Source organism: Stenotrophomonas sp. YJH_SMC_82 (genome assembly GCF_059368875.1).
In genome coordinates this window covers 332528-352452 of the sequence record NZ_JCAFSE010000001.1, presented here as the reverse complement: position 1 = coordinate 352452, position 19925 = coordinate 332528, and the positions used below count along the sequence as shown (strand labels likewise).

Annotated in this window: 23 protein-coding genes and 2 tRNA genes; 8 read left to right on the top strand and 17 right to left on the bottom strand. The window is 67.2% G+C overall.

Annotation, left to right across the window (positions count from 1 at the left end; translation table 11 throughout):
* Nucleotides 1-215 precede the first annotated feature (215 nt).
* From ampE to AC5P53_RS01585, 5 genes are all read right to left on the bottom strand, one after another.
* Nucleotides 216-1103 carry a regulatory signaling modulator protein AmpE gene (gene ampE / locus AC5P53_RS01605; protein ID WP_014648654.1) on the bottom strand — a complete coding sequence of 296 codons (888 nt, stop codon included), beginning with the start codon at nucleotides 1101-1103 and terminating at the stop codon, nucleotides 216-218.
* Nucleotides 1104-1237: 134 nt separating this feature from the next.
* Entirely contained in the window at nucleotides 1238-2143 is a 906-nt protein-coding gene (gene nudC / locus AC5P53_RS01600) for an NAD(+) diphosphatase (RefSeq protein WP_014648655.1), read from the bottom strand.
* Nucleotides 2144-2296: 153 nt separating this feature from the next.
* A complete protein-coding gene (gene erpA, locus AC5P53_RS01595; RefSeq protein ID WP_005419789.1) occupies nucleotides 2297-2689 on the bottom strand; it encodes an iron-sulfur cluster insertion protein ErpA in 393 nt (130 codons plus the stop codon).
* Between the two features lie 31 nt (nucleotides 2690-2720).
* The gene (locus tag AC5P53_RS01590) at nucleotides 2721-3185 is read right to left on the bottom strand and encodes a bactofilin family protein (RefSeq protein WP_032956754.1); all 465 of its coding nucleotides are present in this window, start codon (nucleotides 3183-3185) and stop codon (nucleotides 2721-2723) included.
* A gap of 4 nt (nucleotides 3186-3189) precedes the next feature.
* Nucleotides 3190-3933 (bottom strand): DUF6776 family protein, encoded by a 744-nt coding sequence (locus AC5P53_RS01585; RefSeq protein WP_005411304.1) that lies wholly within the window; start codon nucleotides 3931-3933, stop codon nucleotides 3190-3192.
* Between the two features lie 179 nt (nucleotides 3934-4112).
* Here AC5P53_RS01585 and AC5P53_RS01580 point away from each other — a divergent pair, with 179 nt between their 5' ends.
* From AC5P53_RS01580 to AC5P53_RS01570, 3 genes are read left to right on the top strand one after another with little or no spacing between them, the layout of a single operon-like run.
* Nucleotides 4113-4730: a DUF4126 domain-containing protein gene (locus AC5P53_RS01580; RefSeq protein ID WP_014648657.1), complete on the top strand. Its 618-nt coding sequence runs from the start codon at nucleotides 4113-4115 to the stop codon at nucleotides 4728-4730.
* A 44-nt stretch (nucleotides 4731-4774) separates the two neighbouring features.
* Entirely contained in the window at nucleotides 4775-6664 is a 1890-nt protein-coding gene (locus AC5P53_RS01575; protein ID WP_197604948.1) for an EAL domain-containing protein, read from the top strand.
* 1 nt (nucleotide 6665) lies between these two features.
* Nucleotides 6666-8906 carry an ATP-binding protein gene (locus AC5P53_RS01570; protein ID WP_241887339.1) on the top strand — a complete coding sequence of 747 codons (2241 nt, stop codon included), beginning with the start codon at nucleotides 6666-6668 and terminating at the stop codon, nucleotides 8904-8906.
* Between the two features lies 1 nt (nucleotide 8907).
* Here AC5P53_RS01570 and bfr read toward each other — a convergent pair whose 3' ends face one another.
* The 3 genes from bfr to AC5P53_RS01555 all read right to left on the bottom strand — a co-directional run bounded on the left by bfr (nucleotide 8908) and on the right by AC5P53_RS01555 (nucleotide 10459).
* Entirely contained in the window at nucleotides 8908-9378 is a 471-nt protein-coding gene (gene bfr / locus AC5P53_RS01565) for a bacterioferritin (RefSeq protein ID WP_005419804.1), read from the bottom strand.
* 142 nt (nucleotides 9379-9520) lie between these two features.
* Nucleotides 9521-9730 (bottom strand): (2Fe-2S)-binding protein, encoded by a 210-nt coding sequence (locus AC5P53_RS01560; protein ID WP_005411309.1) that lies wholly within the window; start codon nucleotides 9728-9730, stop codon nucleotides 9521-9523.
* Between the two features lie 108 nt (nucleotides 9731-9838).
* On the bottom strand, nucleotides 9839-10459 hold the full coding sequence (locus AC5P53_RS01555) for an RNA pyrophosphohydrolase (protein WP_014648660.1): 621 nt from the start codon (nucleotides 10457-10459) through the stop codon (nucleotides 9839-9841).
* Nucleotides 10460-10580: 121 nt separating this feature from the next.
* Between AC5P53_RS01555 and AC5P53_RS01550 the strand changes: the two genes are divergently transcribed.
* Both AC5P53_RS01550 and AC5P53_RS01545 read left to right on the top strand, forming a co-directional pair.
* Nucleotides 10581-10657 (top strand) — tRNA-Met (locus AC5P53_RS01550).
* Nucleotides 10658-10712: 55 nt separating this feature from the next.
* Nucleotides 10713-10787 (top strand) — tRNA-Gln (locus AC5P53_RS01545).
* 323 nt (nucleotides 10788-11110) lie between these two features.
* Here the strand turns inward: AC5P53_RS01545 and rpsI are convergent.
* A complete protein-coding gene (gene rpsI / locus AC5P53_RS01540; RefSeq protein WP_005411311.1) occupies nucleotides 11111-11503 on the bottom strand; it encodes a 30S ribosomal protein S9 in 393 nt (130 codons plus the stop codon).
* Nucleotides 11504-11505: 2 nt separating this feature from the next.
* Entirely contained in the window at nucleotides 11506-11934 is a 429-nt protein-coding gene (rplM, locus tag AC5P53_RS01535) for a 50S ribosomal protein L13 (protein ID WP_005414692.1), read from the bottom strand.
* Between the two features lie 197 nt (nucleotides 11935-12131).
* On the opposite strand from rplM, the gene coq7 reads away from it, so the two are divergent.
* Complete coding sequence (coq7, locus tag AC5P53_RS01530) at nucleotides 12132-12776, top strand: 2-polyprenyl-3-methyl-6-methoxy-1,4-benzoquinone monooxygenase (RefSeq protein ID WP_014648661.1); 645 nt, start codon at nucleotides 12132-12134, stop codon at nucleotides 12774-12776.
* Between the two features lie 81 nt (nucleotides 12777-12857).
* Here coq7 and AC5P53_RS01525 read toward each other — a convergent pair whose 3' ends face one another.
* Together AC5P53_RS01525 and speD are read right to left on the bottom strand one after the other, a co-directional pair.
* The gene (locus tag AC5P53_RS01525) at nucleotides 12858-13178 is read right to left on the bottom strand and encodes a DMT family transporter (protein WP_005419816.1); all 321 of its coding nucleotides are present in this window, start codon (nucleotides 13176-13178) and stop codon (nucleotides 12858-12860) included.
* Between the two features lie 167 nt (nucleotides 13179-13345).
* A complete protein-coding gene (gene speD / locus AC5P53_RS01520; RefSeq protein ID WP_014648662.1) occupies nucleotides 13346-14140 on the bottom strand; it encodes an adenosylmethionine decarboxylase in 795 nt (264 codons plus the stop codon).
* Between the two features lie 149 nt (nucleotides 14141-14289).
* On the opposite strand from speD, the gene crp reads away from it, so the two are divergent.
* A complete protein-coding gene (gene crp / locus AC5P53_RS01515; RefSeq protein ID WP_495227063.1) occupies nucleotides 14290-14979 on the top strand; it encodes a cAMP-activated global transcriptional regulator CRP in 690 nt (229 codons plus the stop codon).
* Between the two features lie 62 nt (nucleotides 14980-15041).
* Nucleotides 15042-15803, top strand: coding sequence for a sulfite exporter TauE/SafE family protein (locus tag AC5P53_RS01510; RefSeq protein ID WP_010482650.1), 762 nt, complete (start codon nucleotides 15042-15044; stop codon nucleotides 15801-15803).
* Between the two features lie 112 nt (nucleotides 15804-15915).
* Here the strand turns inward: AC5P53_RS01510 and AC5P53_RS01505 are convergent, their stop codons facing one another.
* The 5 genes from AC5P53_RS01505 to AC5P53_RS01485 form a co-directional block, all read right to left on the bottom strand.
* Complete coding sequence (locus AC5P53_RS01505; RefSeq protein WP_005419826.1) at nucleotides 15916-16632, bottom strand: haloacid dehalogenase-like hydrolase; 717 nt, start codon at nucleotides 16630-16632, stop codon at nucleotides 15916-15918.
* Nucleotides 16629-17423, bottom strand: a complete 795-nt coding sequence (gene trpC, locus AC5P53_RS01500) for an indole-3-glycerol phosphate synthase TrpC (RefSeq protein WP_008264665.1) — start codon at nucleotides 17421-17423, stop codon at nucleotides 16629-16631. Before trpC ends, AC5P53_RS01505 begins: the two co-directional genes overlap by 4 nt.
* 74 nt (nucleotides 17424-17497) lie before the next feature.
* Nucleotides 17498-18529, bottom strand: coding sequence for an anthranilate phosphoribosyltransferase (gene trpD, locus AC5P53_RS01495; RefSeq protein ID WP_111205885.1), 1032 nt, complete (start codon nucleotides 18527-18529; stop codon nucleotides 17498-17500).
* Between the two features lie 16 nt (nucleotides 18530-18545).
* Nucleotides 18546-19133 (bottom strand): anthranilate synthase component II, encoded by a 588-nt coding sequence (locus AC5P53_RS01490; RefSeq protein ID WP_014038739.1) that lies wholly within the window; start codon nucleotides 19131-19133, stop codon nucleotides 18546-18548.
* A gap of 2 nt (nucleotides 19134-19135) precedes the next feature.
* The gene (locus AC5P53_RS01485) at nucleotides 19136-19921 is read right to left on the bottom strand and encodes an SIMPL domain-containing protein (protein WP_197604955.1); all 786 of its coding nucleotides are present in this window, start codon (nucleotides 19919-19921) and stop codon (nucleotides 19136-19138) included.
* Nucleotides 19922-19925: the final 4 nt, after the last annotated feature.

Genomic DNA, 19925 nt, shown 5'->3' with positions numbered 1-19925 from the left:
ACCCACCGTCACCGGGAAACTGTCGGGGGTGGGGCGGTGTGGGGCAGCAGGACCGTTGGCGCCATGGATGGCGCCATCGAGCCCCCAGGGACGGGTTTACGGCGTGTCCTGCAGCCCCACACCGCCCCGCCCAACCCTCAGCAATCCAGAGCCGCTTTGGCTCTGGCATTGGCTTTGGCCTCTGCAGGTGCAGGGCTGCAAGCCCTGCAAAACAACTACGTCACCCAGCCTGCAATCACCAGCAGGGCGAGGACCGCCAGCCACAGCAGCAGCATCCGCCACACCAGGCTCATCGCATCACGCAGGTCCGGCAACCGCTGCCACACCGGCAGCAACCCTGCCTCGGTGTAATCGTGCGCATCCTCACGCAGCTCGGCGTTGACGCTGGCCCGCGCCACCGCGCCAAGGAACCCGATGTTGCCGGCCAGGCGTTCGCCATGGGCCTGGCGCCAGGCCTTCCACGCCGTATCGAAATTGCCCACCAGCGCCATCGAGAAGGCCATCAGCTGCGCCACCGGCCACTCGATCCAGCCCAGCAGGCGCTGCGCCAGCGCCAGCGGCTCCACCGGCACGCGTGCGCGCATCGGGCTCTCCGCCATCAGCGCCAGCAGCCGGTACCCGAGCGCGCCAGCCGGGCCCAGCAACAGGAACCAGAACAGCACCGCGAACCAGCGCCGCAGTGCGTTGAGCACCGTCGCCTCGACCAGTGACGGAATGTCCTCGCGCAGGCTGCCGCCGGCCGACTGCAGGTTGCGCACTGCAGCCTGCCGCGTCGCCGCATCATCGGCATCGATAATGGCCTCGATATCGCGGTCCAGGTCACGCGGGCCCCAGCACCAGGCCAGCACCGCCACGCCCAGCAGCAGCGACGGCAGGCCGAACAGCACCCCGCGCAACAGCCACGCCAGCAGCACCATCAGCAACAGCGGCGGCAGCAGTGCCAAGGCAACGCCGGCCGGTCCCTGCCAGGCCTTGCCACCACGCGCATCCAGCCAGCCCAGCCAACGCCGGAAACCGTCGAAACGGCGCAGCGAGGCAGCAGCGGCCGGAGCAACATGGCCCAGGGCCAGTGCCACCAGCACGGCGGCCAGAGTGGTGAACATGGCAGGTCTCCCTACGAAACAGAACGCTCGGCGCCGCTACCTTACCTGTCGCAGCGGCGCCCTCCGCGATGACCCGCACTGTAACCCGGGCCGTGTTCAGGTGGCGGCAATGCAATCGCCCCAGCCGGCCCGGCTCAGCCCTTCTGCTGCCGGTACCAATGCTCGATCAGGCCGCGCGAAATCGAGATCGGCGGCGACAGGCGGATACCCTGGCCATCGTCCTCCACGTCGCGCGCCAGTGCCGCGCCGACCTCGTCGGCACTGAACCAGCGCGCGTCTTCCAGCTCACCGTCCACGGTCGGCAGGTCATCCTGCGCCTGTGCGCGGAAGCCAACCATCAGCGCACCCGGGAACGGCCAGGGCTGCGAACCGAGGTACTGGCAGGCCGTCACCCGCACCTTGCTCTCTTCATGGACTTCGCGCACCACGGTCTGCTCGAAGGTCTCGCCGGGTTCGACGAAGCCGGCCAGCACCGAGTAGCGACGCGGGGCCCAGTTCGACTGCCGGCCCAGCAGCAGCCGGCCCTGGTTTTCCACGGCGACGATCACCGCCGGGTCGACACGCGGGTAGTGTTCGGTGGAACACTGCCCGCAGCGGCCGACGAAGCCACCACGGGCAAACGCCACGGCGCCGCCGCACACGCCGCAGAAGCGGGTGCGCGAGTGCCAGTACGACATGCCGCGGGCATAGCTGAAGGCGGTCGCATCGGCCATCGACCACAGCAGCGCGGCCTGGCGCAGATCAAGCCGGCGTGGTGCGCTGATGGTGACGTTGGTGGCTTCAACCGAGAACCACGCCTGCTCTCCGCGCAGGCCGAGGAAGATCGCGGCACCCGGGCCGCCGCCGATGTCGGCGCCGGTCAGCGCCAGTGGCTGATCGTCATCGCCGGTGAAGGCGCTGCCGTCCTGATCGAGCACGAGGATGCGCGCGCCCGGCCACAGGCGCGCCAGTGCATCGGCATCTTCGCGCAGGGCATCGGCGCGCTCCAGCGGTTCACCCACGAAGGCGAAACCGGAAAGCGGCGAAGGAGTATTGGGCATCCTGCAAGCGTGCCGCCAATCGATGCGGGTGGCAAGGTCGGCGCTGTGCGCAATCTGCCGTTGTGGATGCAGGAAGGATCATCCACGCATGGCGTGGATCTACCCGCTCTGGCAGGTGCCAACCCTGGTTGGCACATTCCGGCCACAGGCCTCTTACATGCTGAAGCTGCTGCCGCAGCCGCAGGTGGTCTTTGCGTTCGGGTTGCGGATCACGAACTGGGCACCGGTCAGGCTCTCGGTGTAGTCCACCTCGGCGCCCATCAGGTACTGCAGGCTCAGCGGGTCGACCAGCAGGGTCACCCCGCTGGTCTGTACCGCCAGGTCATCCTCGGCACGGTTCTCGTCGAACTCGAACCCGTACTGGAAGCCCGAACAGCCGCCGCCCTCGATGTACACACGCAGGGCCAGGTCGGGGTTGCCCTCTTCCTGGATCAGGGATTTGACCTTGGCGGCCGCCGACTCGGTGAAGTTCAGCGGGCGCTCCAGCGATTGGTAATCGGGCGCGGCAACCGGGGTGGCGCCGGGCAGGGAGACTAGCGTGCTCATGGTGCCAGCATGGGGGTGCCGGGGATGGCTTTCAAGCCATCGCCTCGGCCAGCTTGCGGCGTGCGGCGGTGTCGCCCTTGCCGCCATTGGCCTCATCGCCTTCCGGCGCCGGCAGGGCCGCCATCGGGGCGCTGGCATGGATCAGGCGGCCGTTCAGCTGGGCGCCCGCATTCATCTCCACCACCTGGTAATGGACGTTGCCATTGACCCGTGCGCTGGGGGTCAGCTCGACCTTCTCGGTGGCGTGTACATCGCCGTCCAGACGGCCACTGATGACCACCACCTGGGCCCGGATCTCACCCTCGATCACGCCATGCTCGGCGACCGTCAGGGTCGCGCCGCTGGCGCCTTCGGTGGCGATCACCTTGCCGTGGATGCGACCTTCCACGTACAGGCCACCACTGAATTCCACATCACCGCGGATCACCACCTGGTTGCCGATCAGGGCATCCACCACCAGCTGGCCTTCACGGTTGGATTTGCTGCTTCCGAACATCTGCCTACTCCCCTTTGCTGGCCGGCGCACCGGCCTGTTTCCAGTCGAATACCTGGGTGGTACCCCCCGTACCACTCCCCAATGTCACCCGCACGCGTTGCGGGGTGAAGTCAGCCGGCAGCATCACGCTGCCGGTGAGCTGCTGGAAGTACCGGAACGAGTAATCCTGTCCCGGCACCTTGCTGCGCTGGTGCAGATCATCCCAGCTGATCGTGGCCAGCTTGCCGTTCTTCACGCCTTCCACGGTGAAGCGCATCTGCCCCTGGCTGATGGCGCCGCGGTTGAGGTTCTGGGTCAGCACGGCGGTGTACTGCCAGGTGCCGGCCGCTTCCGGGCTGAACTCGATCGAGTGGGTGTTCAGGCCCTTGCGCTGGCTGGTCGAACCCACCAGGCGCTCATAGAAGGCAACGTCGGCACGCAGGCCGGCGATTTCCTCATCGCGCTCGGCCAGCGAGGACTGCACCTCGGTATTGGCGGCGCGGCTGATGCGGTCGGAGGCTTCCAGCGTGGCCTGCTTCTGGCGCAGCTCGGTCAGCTGCGCCTGCAGCGTCTCGGCGCGCTTCTCGGCAGCCTGCAGGCGCTGGCCCTGGGCATCGCGTGGCGTGGCCATCCAGCAGCCACCCAGCACCGCCAGCACCAGGCTGAGCAGCCAGATGCCGCCGATCACCAGCAGGCGGCGACGGTCGGCCGGCGGTTGCGGCGCGCCGGGCAGGCGTACCTGCACGCGCATGGGAGGACGGTTGGTCATGGGTGGTTTCCGGGGTATCGCGAGGGCGACACCGGTACGGCCCCTGTGGCAAACGACGGGCTAGTGTATGACAGGACGGGTGGGTTTCCTGCGCCGTGGCCGGCCACGGTCTGTGGCGTTCAGGCATGCCATCGTCGATAGTGTGGTCCCCTGCACAGTTCCGTCGCCGGAGCATCGCCATGACCGAAGCCCACCTGTTCGTGATCGGCATCCTGCTGGCCTGGCTGGCCGGCATCCGCGTCTACCTCACCGTGTTCGGCGTCGGCCTTGCCGGCCTGCTCGGCTGGGTCGACCTGCCGCCCGCTCTGCAGGCCACCGAATCCTGGTGGGTGCTGGGCACGTCGGCGGCGCTGGCCATCGCCGAGTTCTTCGCCGACAAGATTCCCGGCGTGGACTCGGTCTGGGACCTGGTGCAGACGCTCGCACGCGTGCCGGCCGGCGCGTTCCTCGCAGCGGCTACCCTGTCGCCGGACGGTCAGCTCGGCGCCGGCGCACTCGCCGCCGGTGCCGGCGTCGCCCTCGCCAGCCACGGCCTGAAGGCCGGTACCCGCGCGCTGCTCAATACCTCGCCGGAACCGGCCAGCAACTGGGTCGCCTCCGCCGCCGAGGACACCGTGGTAGTCGGTGGCCTGGCGCTGGCCCTGGCACACCCGTGGATCGCGCTGGTGGTGGTGCTGGCCTGCAGCCTGGCCGGCGCGCTGCTGGTGTGGCTGGTCTGGCGCGCGCTGTGGAAGGGCGTGCGCTGGCTGGCGCGCGGTGCATCGGCAGCACCGCCGGGGCACAGCAGTACCGGTTGAGCACCGGGCTTGTCGCATAATGGACGCGAACACCAGGAGCACCGATGGCCGCAAACGAATCCCCCGCGGGCGCCCGCCCGGGACGCGCTGAAACCCCTCCGGCCGATCATTGGCAGCGCTGGGCGCCCGAGGCGGCAGGCCCCGCTGTGGCCGCACCGGCGGTTGCGACCCCGCCGCCCATCGCGACCGATACCCCGGCGCCGGTCAACAGCGCACCGCCGCCGCTGCCCGGCCCGATCGCGCTGGCCGAAGCCGGCAACAACGATCTGGCCCCGCCGCCCTCGGACTCGCCCTACCGCGTGCTGATCGTTGAAGACGATCGCGCCCAGGCGCTGTTCGCGCAGAGCGTGCTGCACGGCGCCGGCATGCAGGCGATCGTGCACAGCGATGCCGATGCCGCGCTGCAGGCGATCAAGGAGCACCGCCCCGACCTGATCCTGATGGATCTGCACCTGCCCGGGCTGGACGGCATGCGCCTGACCGCGCTGATCCGCCAGCAGCCCGGCCTGCAGCTGCTGCCGATCGTGTTCCTCAGCGGCGATCCGGATCCAGAGCGCCAGTTCGAAGTGCTCGACAGCGGCGCCGACGACTACCTGAGCAAGCCGATCCGGCCGCGCCACCTGATCGCAGCGGTGGCCAACCGCATCCGCCGCGCGCGTGCCCAGGCCGCGACCCTGCCGGGCGCCACCGGCGCACCGGCCACCAGCAATCCGGAAACCGGCCTGCCGACGCGCCACCATGTGCTGCAGCAGCTCAACACCGCACTCGCCCACCGCGACCGGGGCGGCGTGTTCTTCATCGAAGTGGCCAGTGCGCTGGGCCTGCGCGAACGCTATGGCTATGCCGCGTTTGAACGGCTGATGGTGCAGGCCGGGCAGCGCCTGGCCGAAGCCGGCCATCCGCACCTGCTGGCGCGGCTGAACGACAACAGCTTCCTGCTGCTGGCCCGCAACGCCGACGAGGACGCCCTCGAAGGCATCGCCGCGAGCCTGCGCGAGCAGCTGTCGGCCCGCGCCTTCGTGATCCGCGACGACGAATCCGTGCATCTGCGCGGCGTGGTCGGCTATGCGCCGCTGTCGCCGGGCTTCGAGGATGCCAGCAGTGCGCTGGAAGCGGTTGAGCGCACCACCCTGCAGGCGCGCCTGCTCAGCGCCGGCGTGGCGGGCCATGTGCATCGCCAGGCGGTCACCGAACAGGAACACCTGGCGCTGCTGGAGGGCCAGCTGGAACTGGCCTACCAGCCGATCGTCGCCGTGGCAGGCGGCAACACCGCGCAATACCAGTTGCTGCTGCGCCTGCGCCAGGCCGATGGCACGGTGCTGGCGGCCGGCCAGGTGATCCCCGCCGCGGAAGCCGCCGGGCGCATCGCCGACCTCGACCAGCAGGTGATGGACCACGCACTGGGCCTGCTGGATCTGTACCGGCACGCAACGCAGCCGCTGAGCCTGTTCGTCTCGCAGTCGCTGCGCACCCTGCAGCGCGATGCCTTCGCCGACTGGCTGCTGGAATCACTGCAGCAGCGTGACCTGCCTGGCAGTGCGCTGGTGATCGACGTGCGCCTGCCCGACGCACTGATCCACACCGTGCCGCTGCAGCAGTTCTGCCAGCGCATGGCCAGCGCAGGGGTGCGCTTCTGCCTGAGCCAGTTCGAACCCAGCGGCGAGGCCGATGCACTGCTGACCCAGCTGCCGCTGTCGTTCGTGCGCATGGCTGCGCGCTTCTCCAGCAGCCATTCCAATCCGGCCACGCGCGAGGCGCTGCGCAAGACGATCGAACAGGCCCATGCCGCCGGACTGCAGATCATCGGCCAGCAGATCGAGGATCCGCAGGCTGCAGCGGCGATGTGGGTAGGCGGCGTCGACTACATCCAGGGCAACATGGTGCAGTCGGCCGGCAGCGACCTGAACTTCGACTTCCACAACGCGGTGCTCTGACGTGCCGCTGTGGGGCGTGCTGCTGGTTGCCCTTGCTGCGGCCGCCATCGCGCTGCTGCTGTTGGGCCTGCGCCTGCGCGCGCGCAACCATGCGCTGGCCCAGCTGCAGCGCACGCACAGTGCGCTGGCCGCCGAACGCGACCAGCTTCGCCATACCACCGAACGCCAGGGCCAGCTGGAGCAACAGCTGCTGCAGGCCAAGCAGGCCGCCGAGGCGGCCGTGCTGGCCAAGGGCGAGTTCCTGGCCACGATGAGCCACGAGATCCGCACCCCGCTCAACGGCATCCTGCCGATGCTGGAGCTGATCGCACGCGGGCCGCTGGGCGAAGACCAGCGGCAGATGCTGGCCACCGCCTCGGCCAGTTCGCAACAGCTGCTGCGCATCGTCGACGACATCCTCGACTACTCCCGGCTGGAAGCGCAGGCGCTGGAACTGGAGATCACCAGCTTCAACCTGCGCGACCTGCTCGATGGCGTGGTACAGCTGATGCAGCGGGCCGCCGACGCCAAGGGCCTGGCCCTGGGCCTGCAACTGGATCCATCGGTGCGCCTGCCGGTGCGCGGCGACCCGGTGCGCCTGCGCCAGGTGCTGAGCAACCTGCTGGCCAACGCCATCAAGTTCACCGCCCGCGGCCAGGTGCAGCTGCGCGTGCTGCGTCTGGGTGAAAGTGCCGCGCAGCACCAGCTGCGCTTCGAGATCATCGATACCGGCATCGGCATCGACGACGCGCTGCAGGCACGCCTGTTCCAGTCCTTCAGCCAGGCCGACGCATCCACCACCCGCATCTATGGCGGCACCGGCCTGGGCCTGGCCATCTGCAAGCGCATCATCGACCTGATGCACGGGCACATCGGCGTGCACTCCACGCCGGGCCAGGGCGCAACCTTCTGGTTCGAGATCCCGCTGCTGAAGGTCGCTGGCGACCTGCCGGCGATGGCGCGCGCACCGGCACCGCTGCTGCTGTTCACTGCCGATGCAACGCTGCAGGCACGTATCGAGCGCATCGCCGCCCACCATGGGCTGCAGGTGCAGGTGCTGGCACAGCTGGATGCCGTGGTCGAGCGCCTGCGCGCTCCCGCGCGGCCCGGACAACCGGCACCGGCATGGCTGCTGGTCGATGCCCGCGCACGCCGCAACGGTGAGGCCACGCTGCAGCTGGCGCTGAGTGAACGTGGTGACGACGATGCGCTGCAGGTGCTGTGGCTGCAGGAGGGCGCACTTCCACAACGCCAGCGCCAGCGCCAGCTGCCCCCGCACTTCGACGATGCGGCCCTGCATGCACTGCTGGCTGCACCGGTCGCCCCCGCCCGCCCCGCTGCGCTGCTGGCCAGCGCGGACAACGAGCACCCGGCTGCCACGCTGCCGCCGTTGCATCTGCGTGTGCTGCTGGTGGAGGACAATACGGTCAACCGGATGGTCGCCGAACAACTGCTGCGCGTGTTCCAGTGCGAAGTACGCAACGCCGCCGATGGCGAGCAGGCGCTGGCCGCCCTCCGCGAAGGCGGCGTGGACATCGTGTTGATGGATTGCCAGATGCCGGTGCTGGACGGCTACGCCGCCACGCGCCGCTGGCGCGCCGAAGAAGTGGAGACCGGGCGCGCCCGCCTGCCGATCATCGCCATGACCGCCAACGCCATGGCCGGTGACCGCGAGCGCTGCCTGCAGGCGGGCATGGACGATTACCTGTCCAAGCCGATCGCGCGCGCCACGCTGCATGCGCTGCTGCTGCGTTGGGGTGGCGGCAAAGCTGCATCACCTGGACAATTTTCTGTGGAGCCGTCTGTAGAGCCGAGCCATGCTCGGCTGACGGCCAGTGGCACTCCCACTCCATCAGCCGAGCATGGCTCGGCTCTACAGGAGACGACAAGCCAAGCCGCGCCGAAACCGGTGATCGACCGCGACGTGCTGGATGAACTGCACACCGTGATCGGCGACGCTGCCACCCAGATCGTCATGGTCTTTCTTGAAGATGCGCCGGTGATGGTGCAGCAGTTGCAGCTGGCCGCGCAGAACGGCGATGAGCTGCGCTTGCAGGCCACAGCGCACAGCCTGAAGTCATCGAGTGCAAACGTCGGCGCATTGTCGCTGTCGGCGATCGCGCAGCGGATCGAGCACGAAGCCCGTAGTGGCAGCCTGCAGCGCCCCGCAGTGGCGGTGGCGCTGCTGGTTGCGGAATTCGCCCGGGCGCGCGTTGCACTGACGGGCTACCTGGCACAGCACCGCGCCGGCCAGGGCGGCTGACTCACTCTTCCAGCTTGCTCAGCAGGTACTTCGGCTCGCCGATACGCTCGATCAGGTCCAGCTGGGTTTCCAGCCAGTCGATGTGCTCCTCTTCCGAATCGAGGATCTTCACGAACAGTTGGCGGCTGACGTAGTCGCCAACCGAATCGGAATAGGCCACGGCCTCGCGCAGGGTGACCACGCCATCGCGTTCCAGCGACAGGTCGCACTGCAGGATCTCGGTCGGGTTCTCGCCGATGCGCAGCTTGCCCAACGCCTGGAAATTCGGCAGGCCTTCAAGGAACAGGATGCGGTCGGCGAGCATGTCGGCATGCTTCATCTCGTCGATCGATTCCTTGTACTCGTGTTCGGCCAGTTCCTTGATGCCCCAGTTCTTCAGCATCTTGGCGTGCAGGAAGTACTGGTTGATCGCGGTCAGCTCGTTGTAGAGGACCTTGTTGAGGAATTCGATGACCTTGGTGTCGCCCTTCATGGGGGTGCTCCTGCACGCTGAAAACGCAGGCACTTTAACGCCTCGCGTGCGCTCGTGAAGGAACGCGAATCGTGTGCATTGGCCTGCGCGGCCGAAGGTGAAGGATGCGAAAGCGCGGCGTCAACGCGCCGCGAAAAGGCGATCAGGCGACCTGCGCCAGGCCCAATACCGGCAGCGGCAGATCGTGGGTCGCACGTGCCTTGGCCAGCAGGTCGCCGGCCATGTCCAGGCACGAACCGCAGGTGGCACCACAACCGGTACGCATGGTCAGTTCGGCCACCGTGCTGACGCCATGGCTGGCGGCTTCGCGGATCTGGTGGTCGGTGACTCCGTTGCAGATGCAGACGTACACAGGCGTGAACCGGGCTGACAGGCCACAAGCGGCCTGGTGGCTATTCCAATGGAAACGAGAATGGTTGTCAATCAGAGACCTGAACCATTCTCGATACTGTTCAGCCGGTCAGCTGGCCGGGCCGTCGCCCGTGACCTTCTTCGGCCAGTACCCTCGGGTCCGCGGGCGCTTGCGCGGGCGGTCGTGCCCGGCGGTGTGGCCCGGCATCCAGGCCTCGGCGGCGCTCTTGGGCATGGCGGTGACGCCCTGCCCGGCCACGCCGCGCGCCAGTGGCGCCAGGTGTCGCAGGGCACGCGCATAGACGCCGCGTTTGAACATCACCACGTGCTCTACCGGGTACCAGAAGTCGACCCAGCGCCAGTGGTCGAACTCGGGCGAGTCGGTGTGGTCCAGCGTCACGTGGGATTCGTCGCCGGTCAGGCGCAGCAGGAACCAGACCTGTTTCTGGCCGATGCAGACCTGCCGCTCGTTGCGGCGGATGGCCCGCGCCGGCAGCTTGTAGCGCAGCCAGCCGGGCGTGGCCCCGAGCACTTCCACATGCTCAGGCAGCAGGCCGGTCTCTTCCTGCAGTTCACGATACATGGCCTCGACAGGCGTCTCGTCGGTGTTCATGCCACCCTGCGGGAACTGCCAGCCATCCCGGCGCACGCGTCGTGCCCAGAACACCTGGCCGTCCTGCCGCATCAGCACGATGCCGACGTTCGGTCGATAGCCGTCCGGATCGATCACGATGCGGACTCCTAAGAAAATCTACTGGTCGGGACTATCCCATGCCCTCTGTCGGCCCACAAGCACGACACAAAAGTGTTGACAGGGTCGATACACATCCGCAGAATAGCGGGCTCACCAAGGCTATGTAGCTCAGCCGGTTAGAGCACAGCACTCATAATGCTGGGGTCGGTGGTTCGAGTCCACCCATAGCCACCACACTGAAAATCAAGTTGTTTTTCAGTGTGAAAAGTGAGAAAATAGTTGCACGTTTTGCCCCGTCGCCAAGCGGTAAGGCACCTGACTCTGACTCAGGCATTCGGTGGTTCGAATCCATCCGGGGCAGCCAAATTAAAAGCAAAAGGCCAGATCGAAAGATCTGGCCTTTTGCTTTTAATTTGGTCGCGCATCCCACCTTATCCCCGCGCCTGTCGGCGCGCCCCCTTGAACATCAAGGGGGCTCTTCTCCAGAGAGAGGCCCGGGGTCGGATCCTTTTCCAAAGGAAAAGGCTCTGACCCCACCCCTTCCGAGATGCGAAACCCCGGGTAGTGCCGGCCGCTGGCCGGCAACCACGAAATGCCTGACTCCAAAACAACAAAAGCCCGGCCAAAGCCGGGCTTTTGCTTTTCCAACCAGCGGGCTCCCGCAGGAGCCCAACCAGGCGCGGTAAATCAGCGCTTGGAGAACTGGGTGGCGCGGCGGGCCTTGTGCAGACCGACCTTCTTACGCTCGACTTCACGGGCGTCACGGGTCATGAAGCCGGCCTTGCGCAGCTCGGACTTCAGGGTTTCGTCGTACTCGACCAGCGCACGGGCGATGCCCAGGCGGATCGCACCGGCCTGGCCGGTGGTGCCGCCGCCAGCGGCGGTGACCAGGATGTCGAAGCTTTCGGTGTTCTTGGTCAGCTCGAGCGGCTGGCGCACGATCATGCGCGCGGTCTCACGACCGAAGAACTCGTCCAGCGGACGACCATTGACGGTGATGTTGCCCGAACCCTTGCGCAGGAACACGCGAGCGGTGGAGGACTTGCGGCGGCCAGTGCCGTAGTTTTGAGTGATAGCCATGATTAGATATCCAGAACCTGCGGCTGCTGTGCGGCGTGCGGATGCTCAGTGCCGGCGTAGACCTTGAGCTTGCGGTACATCTGGCGACCCAGCGGGCCCTTCGGCAGCATGCCCTTCACGGCGATCTCGATCACGCGCTCCGGGTGGCGCTCCAGCGCCTGGGCCAGGGACTCGGTCTTCAGGTTGCCGATGTAGCCGGTGAAACGGTGATACATCTTGTCCTGCAGCTTCTTGCCGGTGACGGCAATCTTTTCTGCATTGATGACGACCAGGTAGTCGCCGGTATCAACGTGGGGGGTGTAGACCGGCTTGTGCTTGCCGCGCAGACGGCGGGCCAGCTCGGTGGCGAGACGGCCCAGGGTCTTGCCCTCGGCGTCGACGAGGTACCAGTCGCGCTGGACGGTCTCGTTCTTGGCAGTGAAAGTGCTCATGAAGAACTCTAGGTTAGGTCGGGCTCATTGCGGCGAAGGACTCGCCGGAACTCTGCCACGCGTTGTGAAAGGTGAAGCGCAAGAGGCGGGATTGTACGCAGGTCACGCCCTCGGTGCAAGCTGGCCCCTGCCCCGGGTTGGCAGGAGAGCGGGGGCGGGCGAGAATCGGCGGGTCTCCCGCCCCACCGCGTGCCGCCATGACCGTGCTCCGCCAGACCACCCCGCTGGACCACCTGCTGACCGAGGCGCAGCGCGCCCTGGACACGGTGTTCGGCAACCCTCCGGCGGCCCGCCCCTACCCGGCCGCAGGCACCGGCGAGCCGGGCATGGACCGCGCCGAGCGCCGCCACGCCGCGGGGCTGATGCGGATCAACCATGTCGGCGAGGTCTGCGCACAGGGCCTGTACTTCGGCCAGGCGGCCGTGGCCCGCGACCCGGCCACCCGTGAACACCTGCTGGAAGCGGCCCAGGAAGAGACCGATCACCTGGCCTGGTGCGCGACCCGGCTGGATGAACTGGACAGCCGCCCGAGCCTGTTCAATCCGCTGTGGTACGCCGGCAGCTACACCATCGGCACCCTGGCGGGTCTGCGCGGCGACGGCTGGAACCTGGGCTTCGTGGTTGAAACCGAGCGCCAGGTGGAAGCCCATCTGGACGAGCACCTGGTCGACCTGCCGGCCGGCGATCTGCGCAGCCGCGCGGTCATCCAGGTGATGAAGGAAGACGAGGCCCGCCATGCGGAGCACGCCGAACAGGCCGGCGCACGCCGCCTGCCGTTCCCGATCCCGGGCGCGATGGCGCTGGCTTCCAGGGTGATGAAGACCATCGCCTACCGCATTTGAAGGGTCGCCCGCACCAACGGTGCGGGCCTACCAGGAGGTGCGGGGGCGACGGTGGGGCCCGACCGTTGGTCGGGCCATCAATCAGTTGGGCGAGACCAGCTTCAGGCCGATCACGCCGGCTACGATCAGGCCCACGCAGGCCAGGCGGGCCGGCGACGCACTGTCGTTGAACAGGTAGATGCCCAGCACCGCCACGCCCATGGCGCCGATGCCGGTCCAGATCGCGTAGGCGGTGCCGACGGGGATGCTCTTCATCGCCTGGCTCATCAGGTACAGGCTGATCAGGGCGGACACCACCGTGGCAACGGTGGGCAGGGGTTTGCTGAAGCCTTCGGAGTACTTCATTCCGAGGGCGAAACCGATCTCGAACAGGCCGGCCAGCAGCAGATAGATCCAGGGCATGGGTGGGGGCTCCTTACCTTTTTGGGAAAAACGAAACGGCCCGGTGTTTTCACACCGGGCCGTGGGTCGGTACATCACCGTGGAACTGTAACGCGTGCGAGGCACTGGTTCCACGGGGCGGGTCGTCCCGCCTGGGCGGCGATGCCTGCGGGCATCGCACATGGGGCTTACTCGGACAGGTTCCGGCCGTGGAACAGCTCTTCGATCTCGCGCTTGAGCAGCGCTTCGATCTTCATGCGTTCCTTGAACGACAGGTTCTTGGCCTTTTCCTCGAACAGGTACTGGTCCAGGTCGAAGTCCTTCAGGTGCATCTTCGTGTGGAAGATGTTTTCCTGGTAGACGTTGACGTCGAACATCTCGTAACGCGACTTGATGTTCTTGGCCAGGAAGTTCTGGATCGAGTTGATCTTGTGATCGATGTAATGCTTCTTGCCCTTCACATCGCGGGTGAAGCCACGGACACGGTAGTCCATGATCACGATGTCCGATTCCAGGCTCTCGATCAGGTAGTTCAGGGCCTTCAGCGGCGAAATGACGCCACAGGTGGCCACGTCGATGTCCGCGCGGAACGTCGCGATGCCTTCCTGCGGATGGGTTTCCGGGTAGGTATGGACAGTGATGTGGCTCTTGTCCATGTGCGCGACCACGGCGTCGGGAATCAGTTCCTTGCCGGCCTGCTTCTTGTCGATCACCGGCTCTTCGGAGATCAGGATGGTCACCGAGGCACCCTGCGGGTCGTAGTCCTGGCGGGCCACGTTCAGGATGTTGGCGCCGATGATCTCGGCGACATCGGTCAAGATTTGAGTCAGCCTGTCGGCGTTGTACTCTTCATCGATGTATTCAATGTAACGCTGACGCTCCTCTTCGGTGCGCGCGTAACACACGTCATAGATGTTGAAGCTCAGCGCCTTGGTGAGGTTGTTGAAACCCTGCAGCCTCAGGCGAGGCAACGGCTTGACCACGGCGGTCGATTCCTGTGTAAGAAGGGAAAGGGGGAATTATGGGGCAAACTGCCCCCGGGGGGAACGTGAAGACGCAAGAGTTCTGGCACACTGTTTGCCCTTAACAATTGCGCTGGTTAAGCTCCGCTATCGACCCCGTGAATCCGTTCATGCGCAGAGGGAGCGCCCCTATCGTGTCAACCGTGCGCCTAGCTAGCAGTCCACTGGCCCTGGATATCGCCACAATCGATCGTTTCCTGGCGCACAGCCACAGGCGGCGATATCCCACCCGTACCGACGTCTTCCGACCCGGTGACCCGGCGGGAACCCTGTATTACGTCATCAGCGGCTCGGTTTCGATCATGGCCGAGGAAGATGACGATCGCGAGCTTGTGCTGGGCTACTTCGGTGCCGGCGAGTTCGTCGGCGAGATGGGCCTGTTCGTCGAATCGGACCGCCGCGAGGTGATCCTGCGGACCCGTACCGCCTGCGAGCTGGCTGAAATCAGCTACGAGCGCCTGCATCAGCTGTTCCTCGGCCCGCTGTCGGCCGACGCCCCGCGCCTGCTGTACGCGCTGGGCCAGCAGATCTCCAAGCGCCTGCTCGACACCAGCCGCAAGGCCAGCCGCCTGGCATTCCTGGACGTTACCGACCGGATCGTGCGCACCCTGCACGACCTGGCGCAGGAACCGGAGGCGATGAGCCATCCGCAGGGCAGCCAGCTGCGCGTCTACCGCCAGGAGCTGGCACGCCTGGTCGGCTGCTCGCGGGAAATGGCCGGCCGCGTGCTGAAGAAGCTGCAGACCGACGGCCTGCTGCATGCCCGTGGCAAGACCGTGGTGCTGTACGGCACCCGTTGACCGTTGAGCACCCGGTGGGTGCGGACCTTGGTCCGCACTCCTTCGCGCGCTAGGCTCGGGGCATGGAACTGAGCAGCGAATTCTGGTGGTTCATCCTCATCGGCCTGGGCGCACAGCTGGTCGACGGCGCGCTGGGCATGGCGTTCGGCCTGGTGTCTTCGTCGGTGATGCTGAGCATGGGCCTGCCCCCGGCGCAGGTCAGCGCCAGCATCCACACCGCTGAAGTGTTCACCACTGGCGCCTCGGGTGTGTCGCACCTCGCAGCCGGGAATGTCGATAAGCGCCTGTTCCTGCGCCTGGCCCTGCCTGGCGCGGTGGGCGGTGCCGTGGGCGCGTACGTGCTCACGCAGATCCCGGGCGAGATCATCCGGCCACTGATCTACCTGTACCTGCTGGTGCTGGCGATCATCATCCTCGCCCGCGCGGCCGGACGCTGGATGCCCAAGGGCGAGATCCGCCGGGTACCGGTGCTGGGCTTCTTCGCGGGCCTGCTCGACGCCAGCGGTGGCGGCGGCTGGGGGCCGATCGCCACGTCCACCCTGCTCGCCCGGGGTGGCCAGGCGCGCACCACGATCGGCACGGTCAATGCGGCGGAGTTCGTGGTCACGCTGACGGTGTCGGCGACCTTCCTGCTGTCGATGGGGGTGCAGCACCTGCAGATCGTCGCCGGCCTGCTGATCGGCGGCATGATGGCCGCGCCGGTAGCCGCCATCCTGGTCAAGCGGGTGAAGGAGCGCTGGGTGCTGGTGGCCGTCGGCGTGCTGGTGCTGGGGATCAGCCTGTTCCAGATTGGCCACGCGGTGTACGGGCACCTGTACCGCTGAGCGTTTGCCGGCCAGCGGCCGGCACTACCGGGACAGAGAAGCGCCGGCACAACCGCGACGGAGAGGGGTAGTGCCGGCCGCTGGCCGGCAGATCCATCACCGTGCGGCGGGATCAGGCCTTGTCGCCGCCCCGGTCCACGCAACCCCAGTTGAGGATGCGGGTACCCGCCGGCAGCACGCGGCGGAAGAACGCCACCCGGCCCGGCTTCGGGTTCACCACTACCGGCGCCTTGGCCGCCAGCAGCAGCGGCAGGTCGGCGGTGCTGTCGGAATAGGCGATATCGATGTCGCCGTAGCCGCGCTCGCGCAGCATGCGCATCTTCTCTTCATTGTGGCAGTGGCGGGTCGGGCCGACGCCGCCCAGCCGTGGGCCGACCTCGGTGCCGATCACCGGTACGTCCTGGTGGGCCACGAAAGCCAGGATCGCGCGCGCCAGCTCCGGCGGCGCACCTGTGGCAACCACCACGCGGTCGCCCTTGGCGCGGTGCGCGGCGAACACTTCCAGCGCCTGCGGCAGCAGCTTGGCGCGCATCTGCGCCTGGTTGCGCAGCACATAGGCGTCGATCACCTTGTTGAAGTCACGCGCACGGTGCAGGCCGAAGCTGCCGATCCACACATAGACCGAGATGCCCGCGCGACGGGTCGGCAGCATCGCCACCATCGGCCCGGCGATCGGCGTGACCAGCAGCGCCGCCAGCATGCGCAGCGGGTTGCGCTTGATCAGCGAGGCGAACAGGTGGGTGCCCGAATCGCCGTCGTACAGGGTGTGGTCGAAGTCGAAGACCACCAGCGGCGCATCCTCGCGCGGCGTTGGATAGTGCGTTGTCATGCCGCGAAGAATAGCTGACGCAGGCCCTCGCCCGGCTCTTCCACGCGCATGAAGGCTTCGCCGACGAGGAAGGCATGGATGCCGGCGTCACGCATCAGCGCCACGTCCTGCGGGCCAAGGATGCCGCTCTCGGTGACCAGCAGGCGGTCACGCGGCACCGCGTTCTGCATGTCCAGCGTGGTCTGCAGCGACACTTCGAACGTGCGCAGGTTGCGGTTGTTGATGCCGATCATCGGCGCCGGCACCTGCAGCGCACGCTCCAGCTCGTCGATGTCGTGCACTTCCACCAGCACGTCCATGCCCAGCGACAGCGCCAGTTCGGACAGCGTGGCCAGCTGGGTGTCGTCCAGCGCGGCGACGATCAGCAGGATGCAGTCGGCGCCCAGCACGCGTGCCTCGTACACCTGGTAGGCGTCGATGACGAAGTCCTTGCGCAGCACCGGCAGCGTGCACGCCTCGCGCGCCTGCTGCAGGTAGGCGTCGGCGCCCTGGAAGAAGTCCACGTCGGTCAGCACCGACAGGCAGCTGGCGCCGCCGAACTCGTAGCTGACGGCGATGTCGGCCGGGCGGAAGTCCGGGCGGATGACGCCCTTGGACGGGCTGGCCTTCTTCACCTCGGCGATCACCGCTGGATCGCCGTTGGCCACCGCCGCCTGCAAGGCGCGCACAAAGCCACGTACCGGCGGGGCGCTGGCCACGGCGGCCTGCAGCGCCTCGAGCGGGCGCTGGGCGCGGCGCTGGGCCACTTCTTCGGCCTTGCGGGCCAGGATCGTCTGCAGGATGTCGCTCATCGTCTTCGGTTCGGTGCGGGGGCGGTGAGGACGGCCATTATCGGCCATCGACGGGGTCAGGCTGAACCGCGCGCTCAGGCAACCAGCGCGCGGGTGGTCTCAACATACTGCTGCAGGCGCTGGCGGGCACTGCCGTTGGCGATGGCGGCACGGGCGCGGGCCAGGCCGTCGCCGATGTCGCTGGCCACGCCGGCAACGTACAGCGCGGCGCCGGCATTCAACGCAACGATGTCCAGCGCCGGGCCGGGCTCATTGTCCAGTACCGCGCGCAGCATCTGGATGGACTGCTCCGGGCTGTCCACGCGCAGGTTGCGGCTGGCCGACATGGCGATGCCGAAGTCCTCCGGGTGGATCTCGTACTCGCGCACCTTGCCGTCGCGCAGTTCGCCCACCAGCGTGCCGGCACCCAGCGAGATCTCGTCCATGTTGTCGCGGCCCCAGACCACCATGGCGCGCTCGGTGCCCAGCTCGCGCAGCACGCGGGCCTGGATGCCCACCAGATCGGGATGGAACACGCCCATCAGCACCGACGGCGCGCTGGCCGGATTGGTCAGCGGGCCGAGGATGTTGAAGATGGTGCGCACGCCCATCTCGCGGCGTACCGGCGCAACGACCTTCATCGAAGGATGGTGGATCGGCGCGAACATGAAACCGATGCCGGTCTGCTCGATGGCGGCGGCCACCTGATCCGGCTGCAGTTCGATCACCGCGCCCAGCGCTTCCAGCGCGTCGGCACTGCCGGACTTGGAAGACACGCTGCGGTTGCCATGCTTGGCCACGCGCGCGCCGGCGGCGGCCGCGACGAACATCGAGCAGGTGGAGATGTTGAAGGTGTGCGAGCCATCGCCACCGGTACCGACGATATCAACCAGGTTGGAGGTATCGGCCACCGGCACTGGCCGGGCGAATTCACGCATCACGGCGGCCGCCGCGGCGATTTCGTCCACGGTCTCCTTCTTCACGCGCAGCCCGGTCAGGATCGCCGCGGTCATCATCGGCGAGACGTCGCCGCGCATGATCTGCCGCATCAGGTCGACCATTTCGTCGAAAAAGATTTCGCGGTGTTCGATGGTGCGATGCAGGGCTTCCTGGGGGGAGAAGCTCATGGGAATGCTCCTTGGATCAGGCCGCCGGACGCTGCAGGAAATTGCGCAGCAGGGCGTGGCCGTGTTCGGTGAGGATGGATTCGGGATGGAACTGCACGCCTTCCACCGGGAACTGGCGGTGGCGCAGGCCCATGATTTCTTCGATCGAGCCGTCGTCGTTCTCGGTCCAGGCGGTCACTTCCAGCACATCGGGCAGGCTGTTCTTGTCCACCACCAGCGAGTGGTAGCGGGTGGCCTGGTAGCGGTCCGGCAGGCCGGCGAACACGCCCTTGCCTTCATGGCGGATCGGCGAGGTCTTGCCGTGCATGATGTTGCCGGCACGGATGACCGTGCCGCCGTAGACCTGGCCGATGCCCTGGTGGCCCAGGCAGACGCCGAGGATCGGCGTGGTCGGGCCCAGGCGCTGGATCAGCTCCAGCGACACGCCTGCTTCGTTGGGCGTGCACGGGCCGGGCGAGATGACGATGCGCTCGGGCTTCTGCGCGGCGATCTCGTCCACGCTCATCGCATCGTTGCGCACCACCTTCACCTCGGCGCCCAGCGTCTGCAGGTACTGCACGAGGTTGTAGGTGAAGCTGTCGTAGTTGTCGATCATCCACAACATGGTCAGGTTCCGTCGCTTATGAGGAAAATGGCGTACACGTTTTCGGTGTAGGTGATGGGGCCGGCTTCAATGGATTCGGGCTCAGCGGGCGCGGGCGCGGGTGCGGAGGCGGGCGCGTAGCTGCCGGTCACCGAGATCCTGTCGAGGTCCCCGCCGTCCTCGCCCTGCTGCGGCCATTGCCCGGCCCGGATGCCGTAGGCGAAGTCCGGCGCCACATCGGAGATGCTGTACAGGCCACGCACTCTTGTTCCATAGGCCTTGGCCAGGCCCAGCGCGGACTCGCGGGTCTGGGCCGCTGCCTCGCCCTTGAGTTCGCGGCGCAGCGCCACTTCGCCCGAATAGGTCGGCGCCAGGCTGCTCACCTGTACGTTCTCGTTGGCCTTCAACGCCCCCAGCACATCCTGCATCGCCTTCACGCTGGCGAAGCTGGCACGCAGCTGGCGCGATACGCGGGTACCGATGAAGACCTGCCGGCTCTGCTCATAGCGCGTGGCCGGGCCGATCCGCAGGTTGTCCGCACGCACGCTGCCCTCCACCGCCTTGTGCTGCTTGAACAGTGCCAGCACGCGGGCAACGTTGTCCTGCACGCGGCGGCGCGCGGCGTCGGCGTCCATGTCGGTCTCTTCGATGTTCAACTGCAGGCCGAACCGGTCCGGCATCACCGTGCGGCTGCCCTGCCCCTTCACCAGCAGGTGCGGCTGCGAGGGAATCGTGTTGGCCTGCGCCCACGCAGACGGGGCCATCGTGGCCAGCAGTGACGACCACAGCAATGCGCTCAGCAGCTTCATGCGG

Bases quoted from the DNA above. Each gene is read 5' to 3' on its own strand.
- trpC (WP_008264665.1), bottom strand. From the start codon at position 17,423: ATGAGCGACATCCTGCAGACGATCCTGGCCCGCAAGGCCGAAGAAGTG.
- ampE (WP_014648654.1), bottom strand. From the start codon at position 1,103: ATGTTCACCACTCTGGCCGCCGTGCTGGTGGCACTGGCCCTGGGCCAT.
- AC5P53_RS01525 (WP_005419816.1), bottom strand. From the start codon at position 13,178: ATGCCCTGGATCTATCTGCTGCTGGCCGGCCTGTTCGAGATCGGTTTC.
- nudC (WP_014648655.1), bottom strand. From the start codon at position 2,143: ATGCCCAATACTCCTTCGCCGCTTTCCGGTTTCGCCTTCGTGGGTGAA.
- bfr (WP_005419804.1), bottom strand. From the start codon at position 9,378: ATGAAGGGCGACACCAAGGTCATCGAATTCCTCAACAAGGTCCTCTAC.
- AC5P53_RS01485 (WP_197604955.1), bottom strand. From the start codon at position 19,921: ATGAAGCTGCTGAGCGCATTGCTGTGGTCGTCACTGCTGGCCACGATG.
- trpD (WP_111205885.1), bottom strand. From the start codon at position 18,529: ATGAGCTTCTCCCCCCAGGAAGCCCTGCATCGCACCATCGAACACCGC.
- AC5P53_RS01505 (WP_005419826.1), bottom strand. From the start codon at position 16,632: ATGACAACGCACTATCCAACGCCGCGCGAGGATGCGCCGCTGGTGGTC.
- rpsI (WP_005411311.1), bottom strand. From the start codon at position 11,503: ATGGCTATCACTCAAAACTACGGCACTGGCCGCCGCAAGTCCTCCACC.
- AC5P53_RS01580 (WP_014648657.1), top strand. From the start codon at position 4,113: ATGACCGAAGCCCACCTGTTCGTGATCGGCATCCTGCTGGCCTGGCTG.
- coq7 (WP_014648661.1), top strand. From the start codon at position 12,132: ATGACCGTGCTCCGCCAGACCACCCCGCTGGACCACCTGCTGACCGAG.
- rplM (WP_005414692.1), bottom strand. From the start codon at position 11,934: ATGAGCACTTTCACTGCCAAGAACGAGACCGTCCAGCGCGACTGGTAC.
- AC5P53_RS01575 (WP_197604948.1), top strand. From the start codon at position 4,775: ATGGCCGCAAACGAATCCCCCGCGGGCGCCCGCCCGGGACGCGCTGAA.
- crp (WP_495227063.1), top strand. From the start codon at position 14,290: ATGCGCAGAGGGAGCGCCCCTATCGTGTCAACCGTGCGCCTAGCTAGC.
- AC5P53_RS01585 (WP_005411304.1), bottom strand. From the start codon at position 3,933: ATGACCAACCGTCCTCCCATGCGCGTGCAGGTACGCCTGCCCGGCGCG.
- erpA (WP_005419789.1), bottom strand. From the start codon at position 2,689: ATGAGCACGCTAGTCTCCCTGCCCGGCGCCACCCCGGTTGCCGCGCCC.
- AC5P53_RS01590 (WP_032956754.1), bottom strand. From the start codon at position 3,185: ATGTTCGGAAGCAGCAAATCCAACCGTGAAGGCCAGCTGGTGGTGGAT.
- AC5P53_RS01490 (WP_014038739.1), bottom strand. From the start codon at position 19,133: ATGTTGTGGATGATCGACAACTACGACAGCTTCACCTACAACCTCGTG.
- AC5P53_RS01510 (WP_010482650.1), top strand. From the start codon at position 15,042: ATGGAACTGAGCAGCGAATTCTGGTGGTTCATCCTCATCGGCCTGGGC.